At 43.0% G+C, this 6,718-nt stretch carries 6 protein-coding genes; 4 read left to right on the top strand and 2 right to left on the bottom strand.

The annotated features are described in order from the left end of the window. A partial coding sequence (locus ADM50_RS01170) for a Cna B-type domain-containing protein (RefSeq protein ID WP_049484243.1) occupies positions 1–1,131 on the top strand: 1,131 nt, incomplete at its 5' end. Between the two features lie 85 nt (positions 1,132–1,216). Here the strand turns inward: ADM50_RS01170 and ADM50_RS01165 are convergent. Both ADM50_RS01165 and gor read right to left on the bottom strand, forming a co-directional pair. Further along, positions 1,217–1,753, bottom strand: a complete 537-nt coding sequence (locus tag ADM50_RS01165; protein WP_000709019.1) for a biotin transporter BioY — start codon at positions 1,751–1,753, stop codon at positions 1,217–1,219. Positions 1,754–1,896: 143 nt separating this feature from the next. Continuing rightward, positions 1,897–3,243 (bottom strand): glutathione-disulfide reductase, encoded by a 1,347-nt coding sequence (gene gor / locus ADM50_RS01160; RefSeq protein ID WP_049484242.1) that lies wholly within the window; start codon positions 3,241–3,243, stop codon positions 1,897–1,899. 266 nt (positions 3,244–3,509) lie between these two features. On the opposite strand from gor, the gene ADM50_RS01155 reads away from it, so the two are divergent. The 3 genes from ADM50_RS01155 to ADM50_RS01145 are packed head-to-tail and all read left to right on the top strand — an operon-like array spanning position 3,510 to position 6,640. Next, positions 3,510–4,694: an efflux RND transporter periplasmic adaptor subunit gene (locus ADM50_RS01155; protein ID WP_049484241.1), complete on the top strand. Its 1,185-nt coding sequence runs from the start codon at positions 3,510–3,512 to the stop codon at positions 4,692–4,694. Beyond that, positions 4,678–5,379, top strand: coding sequence for an ABC transporter ATP-binding protein (locus tag ADM50_RS01150; protein WP_049477654.1), 702 nt, complete (start codon positions 4,678–4,680; stop codon positions 5,377–5,379). Before ADM50_RS01155 ends, ADM50_RS01150 begins: the two co-directional genes overlap by 17 nt. A gap of 1 nt (position 5,380) precedes the next feature. Further along, positions 5,381–6,640: an ABC transporter permease gene (locus ADM50_RS01145; RefSeq protein WP_001180392.1), complete on the top strand. Its 1,260-nt coding sequence runs from the start codon at positions 5,381–5,383 to the stop codon at positions 6,638–6,640. Positions 6,641–6,718: the final 78 nt, after the last annotated feature.

Below are 6,718 nucleotides of genomic sequence, written 5' to 3'. Positions count from 1 at the left end.
TATAAAGCTGGTAAAGAAATCAAATACACTGTAACAGAAGAAGCCGTAGCAGAATACGAATCAACTATTACAGACTTTACCATCACAAACAAATATGCTCCAAAAGCAATCGACTACAAGGTAACAAAAGTATGGAACGATGCGAACAACCAAGACGGCAAACGTCCTGAGTCCGTAACGGTTCAACTTTATAAAAAAGTAGGAGATGCAGATCCAGTAGCTGTTGAAGGTAAGAAATTGACCTTGACAGCTAAGGATAAGACAGACGCTAACACTTGGGTAGCATCCTTCACAAATCTTCCACAATACGAAGCTGGTAAAGAAATCACTTACTCTATCAAGGAAGTAGACGTACCAGCTGGTTATGAAGCCTCTGTAACTGGTCAGGTCGTGACAAACACTCACACACCAGAAACAGTCGTTCTTTCAGGAACTAAGGTTTGGAAAGATAACAACAACCAAGACGGCAAACGTGCAGATAAAGTGAAAGTTCAAATTCTTAACGGCGACAAAGTTGTTCAAGAAATTGAAGTTTCAGAAGCAACTGGCTGGAAGTTCGAATCAAAAGCACTTCCTAAGTATGAAAATGGTAAAGAAATCAAGTACACTGTCAAAGAAGTAGCTGTGAAAGAATATACCTCAACAGTTACTACGGACAAAGATGGTAAGTACACAGTTACCAATACACATGCTCCAGAGAAAACATCTGTAAAAGGTCATAAGATCTGGAAAGATGAAGAGAACAAAGACGGTATCCGTCCAGCATCTATCACAGTGAAACTTCTTGCCGATGGTCAAGACACTGGTAAGACTGCGGTAGCCTCAGAAGCAACTGGTTGGACTTATGAGTTCACAGACCTTGATCGTTATAAAGACGGTCAAGCAATCGAATACTCTGTAGTAGAAGTTCCAGTTGAAGGTTATTCATCTAAAGTAGAAGGCTTCAATATCACAAATACACACACTCCAGAAAAACCAACACCAGGTAAACCAAATGAACCAGGAAAACCAGGTCCAAAACCTCAACTTCCTAACACTGGTGAAAAAGCATCTAGCGCAGCAGTAGTTGCAGGACTTGCTTTGATGGCAGTGACTGGTGGATTGTACTTTGTAAGCCGTAAAAATAAATAATCTCTATATTAGAGTTGATTTTCAGTTAGTTCTTAGGAAGTAATTGGAAAGGAAATAGTCCAGAACAGTTGTTCTGGACTATTTTTTATCTTGAAAAATATGGAAGGCTTTTCAATCGTTTGAGCAGGGGACGACTAATGAAACTAATGGCAATAATCTTACCAAGATCAGGGAGGATAAAGGGAAGGACACCGACAGCTAGTGCCTGATCAAATGGCATACCAGCTAGGAAGTGGAGGCTGAGAATGCCTCCGACAAAGACGAGGGAGTCACCCAAGAGGTTGGCTAGGAAAATGCGAATGTAGCCACTGTTTTGATGGATGAGATAAGATGTAAGTCCAGCATAGACAAGGTCGAACCAAAGATAACCTGCACTTGGGCCGACTAAAACGTGAAATCCAGCTCCTCCCCCTGCAAAAACAGGTAAACCAATGGCACCCAGCAAGAGATAGAGAGCTACAGATAGAACAGCTTCTCTGGGTCTAAAAACAGTAGCAATCAGACCGATCGCAAAGTTTTGCAGAGTGAAGGGGACAGGACCGATAGGGAGACTGATTTGTGCCAATACGGCGATGAGAGCAGCACCGATAGCAGGGATAGCATAGATATGAGCTTTTTTCAAAACTGTTAACCTCTTTTCAAAATTATAGTAACTATTATACTAATTCAGAAACAAAAGTCAACCTATTTTTGAAATCAAGGTAACAATTTTGTAACGGCCGATTTTGCAAGTAAAAAGAGACCTCAAGAGGTCTCTTGCGATAATTAGCGCATGGTCACAAATTCTTCTGAAGCGGTTGGGTGGATTGCTACTGTAGCATCAAAGTCCGCCTTGGTAGCCCCCATCTTGATGGCAACAGCGAATCCTTGAATCATCTCATCCACTCCGTAACCAAGTCCGTGTAGGCCAATAACTTTTTCGTCATCACCGGCGGTGATGAGTTTGAAGCGAGACTCTTGACGATGGTTTGTAACGGCTGAGTACATAGATGCAAAGCTTGACTTGTAGACTTTGATGTTATCTTGGCCGTATTCTTTTATAGCTTGATCCTCGGTTAAACCAACCGTTCCGATTGCTGGGTGGGAGAAGACAACTGTAGGGATAGTCGTGTAGTCCATCTTGGCGTTTGTTTTCCCGTTGAAGAGGCGTTCAGATAGGGTACGTCCTGCCTTGATGGCTACTGGGGTCAGTTCCTTCTCACCAGTCACATCTCCAAGAGCATAGATGCCATCTACAACTGTATTCTGATACTCATCCACTTGGATAAATCCACGTTGGTTGAGTGTAACGCCAGCCTTTTCTAACTCTAGACCGTCTACATTTGGACGGCGACCGGTAGCCCAGATAACTTGGCTGGCAGTGTGACTAGAACCGTCTTCGAAATAAATGGTAATACCTTGCTCCGTTTCTTCGAGCTTGACGGGTACCTTATGTGTGTGTAAAGGTAGACCTGTTTTTTCCATTTCATTGACAAGTCCTTCAACGATGTAGCTGTCAAAACCACGCAAGGGACGATCACGACGGACAAACAAATCAGTTTTTACTCCTAGAGCGTGGAGAACACCTGCTAATTCAACGGCGATATAGCCAGCTCCAAGAATCGCAACAGATTCAGGAAGTTGCTCCCAAGCAAAGACATCGTCTGAGCTACCACCAAGTTCAGCTCCAGGGATAGTTGGAATGCTTGGACGAGCGCCAGTCGCAATCACGATATGTTTGGCACGAATCAATTCACCATTAACGCTGACCGTATGAGCATCAATGAAATGAGCACGACCTTCAATCAAATCAACACCGTTGCGCTTGAAACTTCCATCATAAGATGAGCGAGCACGGTCGATGTAGGCTTCACGATTTTGACGAAGTTTTGCGAAATCAAATTGAACATCTGAACTTGTAAAACCATAGTCAGGGCCGTAGTGGTGGAGGCTTTCAGCGATTTGCGCTCCATACCACATGATTTTTTTAGGAACACAGCCGACATTGACGCAGGTTCCACCTAATTTTTTCTCTTCGATAACAGCAGCTTTAGCACCGTGTTCACCAGCTCGGTTCATAGTGGCAATGCCGCCACTTCCTCCACCGATGGCGATGATATCATATTCTCTCATAGAAAACTCCTTATAGCTTTGATAGTCATATTCTATCGTTTTTATTTTTTGAATGCAAAAATCTGCTACGATAAAAAAATTATAAAAACGCTTGCCAAATTCAAAAAGATATTGTACTATATATCTAGCACAATAATCCAATAAACGAATACCGAACGAAATAATGATCCTGAATTGTCATTGTTTCCATCTGAACTGTCATTGTTTGGGCTTGGTATTTCTGATATAATGGTTTTTGTAAGGCAAAAGAATAAAGGAGCTTGAAAATGAAAAGAAATAAAAAGGCAAAAAAATGGCAATTATACACAGCGATTGGTGTTGCCAGTGCTATTGTTATCGGTGCTGCGGGGATTTTGATTTTTAGACAACCTTCTCAGTCAGCAGTCAAGGAGGAAACCTCCCATATCGTTACTGCTAAGGAAGGTTCTGTTGCTTCATCGGTTCTCTTGTCAGGTACGGTAACAGCAAAAAATGAACAATACGTTTATTTTGATGCTAGTAAGGGAGATTTAGATGAAATTCTCGTTTCAGTCGGGGACAAGGTCGAAGAAGGGCAAGCGTTGGTTAAATACAGCAGTGCAGATGCTCAAGCTGCCTATGATGCAGCCGATCGTGCAGTTGCAAAGGCAGACCGTCATATTGAGGAGTTAAACAAAGCTCGTGAAAATGCATCAGCTGTACCAGCTTCCCCACAAGTTCCAACAGAAGCAGGACTCCCAGAACAAGCGCAAGCAGCGACTTCTTCCGTATCTTCTATTGATTCTCAAATCAGTGATGCCAAGGATAACCGTGCAGATGCTGTGGCTCAGCTCAACAAGGCTCAAGCACAGCTAGATGCCGCAACTGTTCTCAGTACACTAGAAGGGACTGTAGTTGAAGTTAATCGTAATGTCTCCAAATCGCCAACAGGTAATAGCCAAGTGGTAGTACATGTCGTAAGTAATGAAAACTTGCAGGTCAAAGGGGAGTTGTCTGAATACAACCTTGCTAACCTTTCTGTAGGCCAAGAAGTTACCTTTACTTCGAAGGTTTACCAAGATAAGAGCTGGACAGGAAAAATCAGCTATATTTCTGATTATCCTAAAAACAATGGAGAAGCAGCAAATGCATCCCTTGGAGGAAATACTGGATCTAAGTACCCTTATACTGTTGATGTGACTAGCGATATCGGTGAGTTGAAACAAGGCTTCTCTGTCAGTGTGGAAGTCAAAAATAAGAGTAAGGCTATCCTTGTTCCTTTGACAAGTGTCATTACCGAAAATGACAAAAACTATGTCTGGATCGTTGACGACCAGAAAAAAGCGAAGAAGGTAGAAGTTACATTGGGGAATGCGGACGCAGACAACCAAGAAATTACTTCAGGTGTGACAGACGGAGCCAAGGTCATCAGTAATCCAACATCTTCCTTGGAAGAAGGAAAAGAGGTGAAGGCTGATGAAGAAACTAATTAGTCTCAAAAATATCTGTAGAAGTTATCGAAATGGTGACCAAGAATTGCAGGTCCTTAAAAATATCAATCTAGAAGTTCATGAAGGTGAGTTTGTTGCTATTATGGGACCATCTGGTTCTGGTAAATCTACGTTGATGAATACCATCGGAATGTTGGATACACCAACCAGTGGAGAGTACTACCTTGAAGGTCAAGAAGTGGCAGGTCTTGGAGAGAAACAACTGGCCAAGGTCCGCAATCAGCAAATCGGCTTTGTCTTTCAGCAGTTCTTTCTCTTGTCCAAACTCAATGCACTTCAAAACGTCGAGTTGCCCTTGATTTACGCTGGTGTTTCGGCTTCTAAACGTCGGAAATTGGCGGAGGAATTTCTGGAAAAGGTTGAGTTGACGGAGCGCAGTCATCATTTGCCTTCTGAGTTATCAGGTGGTCAAAAGCAACGTGTAGCGATTGCGCGTGCCTTGGTAAATAATCCCTCTATCATCCTAGCGGACGAACCTACAGGAGCCTTGGATACCAAGACGGGAAATCAAATCATGCAACTGTTGGTGGAGTTAAACAAGGAAGGGAAAACCATTATCATGGTCACGCACGAGCCTGAGATTGCGGCCTATGCCAAACGCCAGATTGTTATTCGTGATGGGATCATCTCGTCCGACAGTGCTCAGGTAGAAAAGGAGGAAAACTAAGATGCAGAATCTGAAATTTGCCTTTTCATCCATCATGGCCCACAAGATGCGTTCCTTCCTGACCATGATTGGGATTATCATCGGAGTTTCGTCTGTCGTTGTCATCATGGCTCTGGGAGACTCCATGTCTCGTCAGGTCAATAAAAACATGACCAAATCACAGAAGGATATCCATGTCTTTTTCTCTCCTATTAAAAGCAAGGACGGTTCCTTTACGCAGAAACAATCCGCTTTGACAGTCAGTGGGAAAGAAGAGGATGTTCATGTTGAACCACCAAAACCACTAGAATCCTGGGTCAAGGAGGCTGCTAAACTTAAAGGAGTAGACAGCTACTATGTCACCAACTCGACCAACGTCACCCTATCTTATAAGGATAAGAAAGTTGAACGAGCGACTCTGACAGGCGGAAATAGCACTTACATGAACGCAGTTGAAAATGAAATCGTTGCGGGTAGAAGTCTAAGGCCACAAGACTACAAGGAATTTGCCAGTGTGATTTTGCTGGATGAAGAACTAGCCAAGAGTTTGTTTGATAGTCCAGAAGCTGCGGTTAATCAAATCATCTCTGTCAATGAATTTAGTTACCGTGTGATTGGTGTTTATACTAGTAATGAAGCTAAAACTGCGAAAGCCTTTGGGATCGGTGGTCTTCCAATTACGACCAATATCTCTCTTGCAGCCAATTTTAATACTGATGAAATCTCGAATATCGTCTTTCGTGTCAATGATACTAGTCTAACGCAGACCTTGGGACCAGAGTTGGCTCGAAAACTGACCGAGATTGCTGGTCTTCAGCAAGGGGAGTACCAAGTTGCGGATGCAACTGCCGCCTTCCAAGAGGTACAACAACTATTTGGTTTTATGACAACCATTATCAGTGCCATCGCAGGAATCTCTCTCTTTGTCGGGGGAACTGGTGTTATGAATATCATGCTGGTTTCGGTGACAGAACGCACGCGTGAGATTGGTCTGCGGAAAGCTCTCGGAGCTACTCGGGCTAATATCTTGGTACAGTTTTTGATTGAATCCATGATCTTGACCTTGCTAGGTGGTGTCATCGGTCTTGGGATTGCTGCTGGAATGACCATGTTAGCTGGAGTATTGCTTCAAAACATGATTGCAGGTATCGAAGTTGGGGTTTCCCTCCCAATCGCTCTCTTTAGCTTGGCTGTGTCAGCCAGCGTTGGGATGATTTTTGGAGTCTTGCCAGCCAATAAAGCGTCTAAGCTTGATCCAATCGAAGCACTTCGTTATGAATAAGATATAGAACAGAAAAAAACAAGATGGACAGTTGTCTGTCTTGTTTTTGTATGGATTTTCCTATCGAAAATCACTAAA

This window comes from Streptococcus oralis (assembly GCF_001075675.1).
Taxonomy (GTDB): Bacteria; Bacillota; Bacilli; order Lactobacillales; family Streptococcaceae; genus Streptococcus; species Streptococcus oralis_V.
The sequence above is the reverse complement of the archived record's forward strand: the minus strand, read 5'-3'. Positions and strand labels throughout refer to the sequence as shown.

Coding starts and splice junctions, on each gene's coding strand:
- gor (WP_049484242.1), bottom strand. CDS start 3,243: ATGAGAGAATATGATATCATCGCCATCGGTGGAGGAAGTGGCGGCATT.
- ADM50_RS01155 (WP_049484241.1), top strand. CDS start 3,510: ATGAAAAGAAATAAAAAGGCAAAAAAATGGCAATTATACACAGCGATT.
- ADM50_RS01150 (WP_049477654.1), top strand. CDS start 4,678: ATGAAGAAACTAATTAGTCTCAAAAATATCTGTAGAAGTTATCGAAAT.
- ADM50_RS01145 (WP_001180392.1), top strand. CDS start 5,381: ATGCAGAATCTGAAATTTGCCTTTTCATCCATCATGGCCCACAAGATG.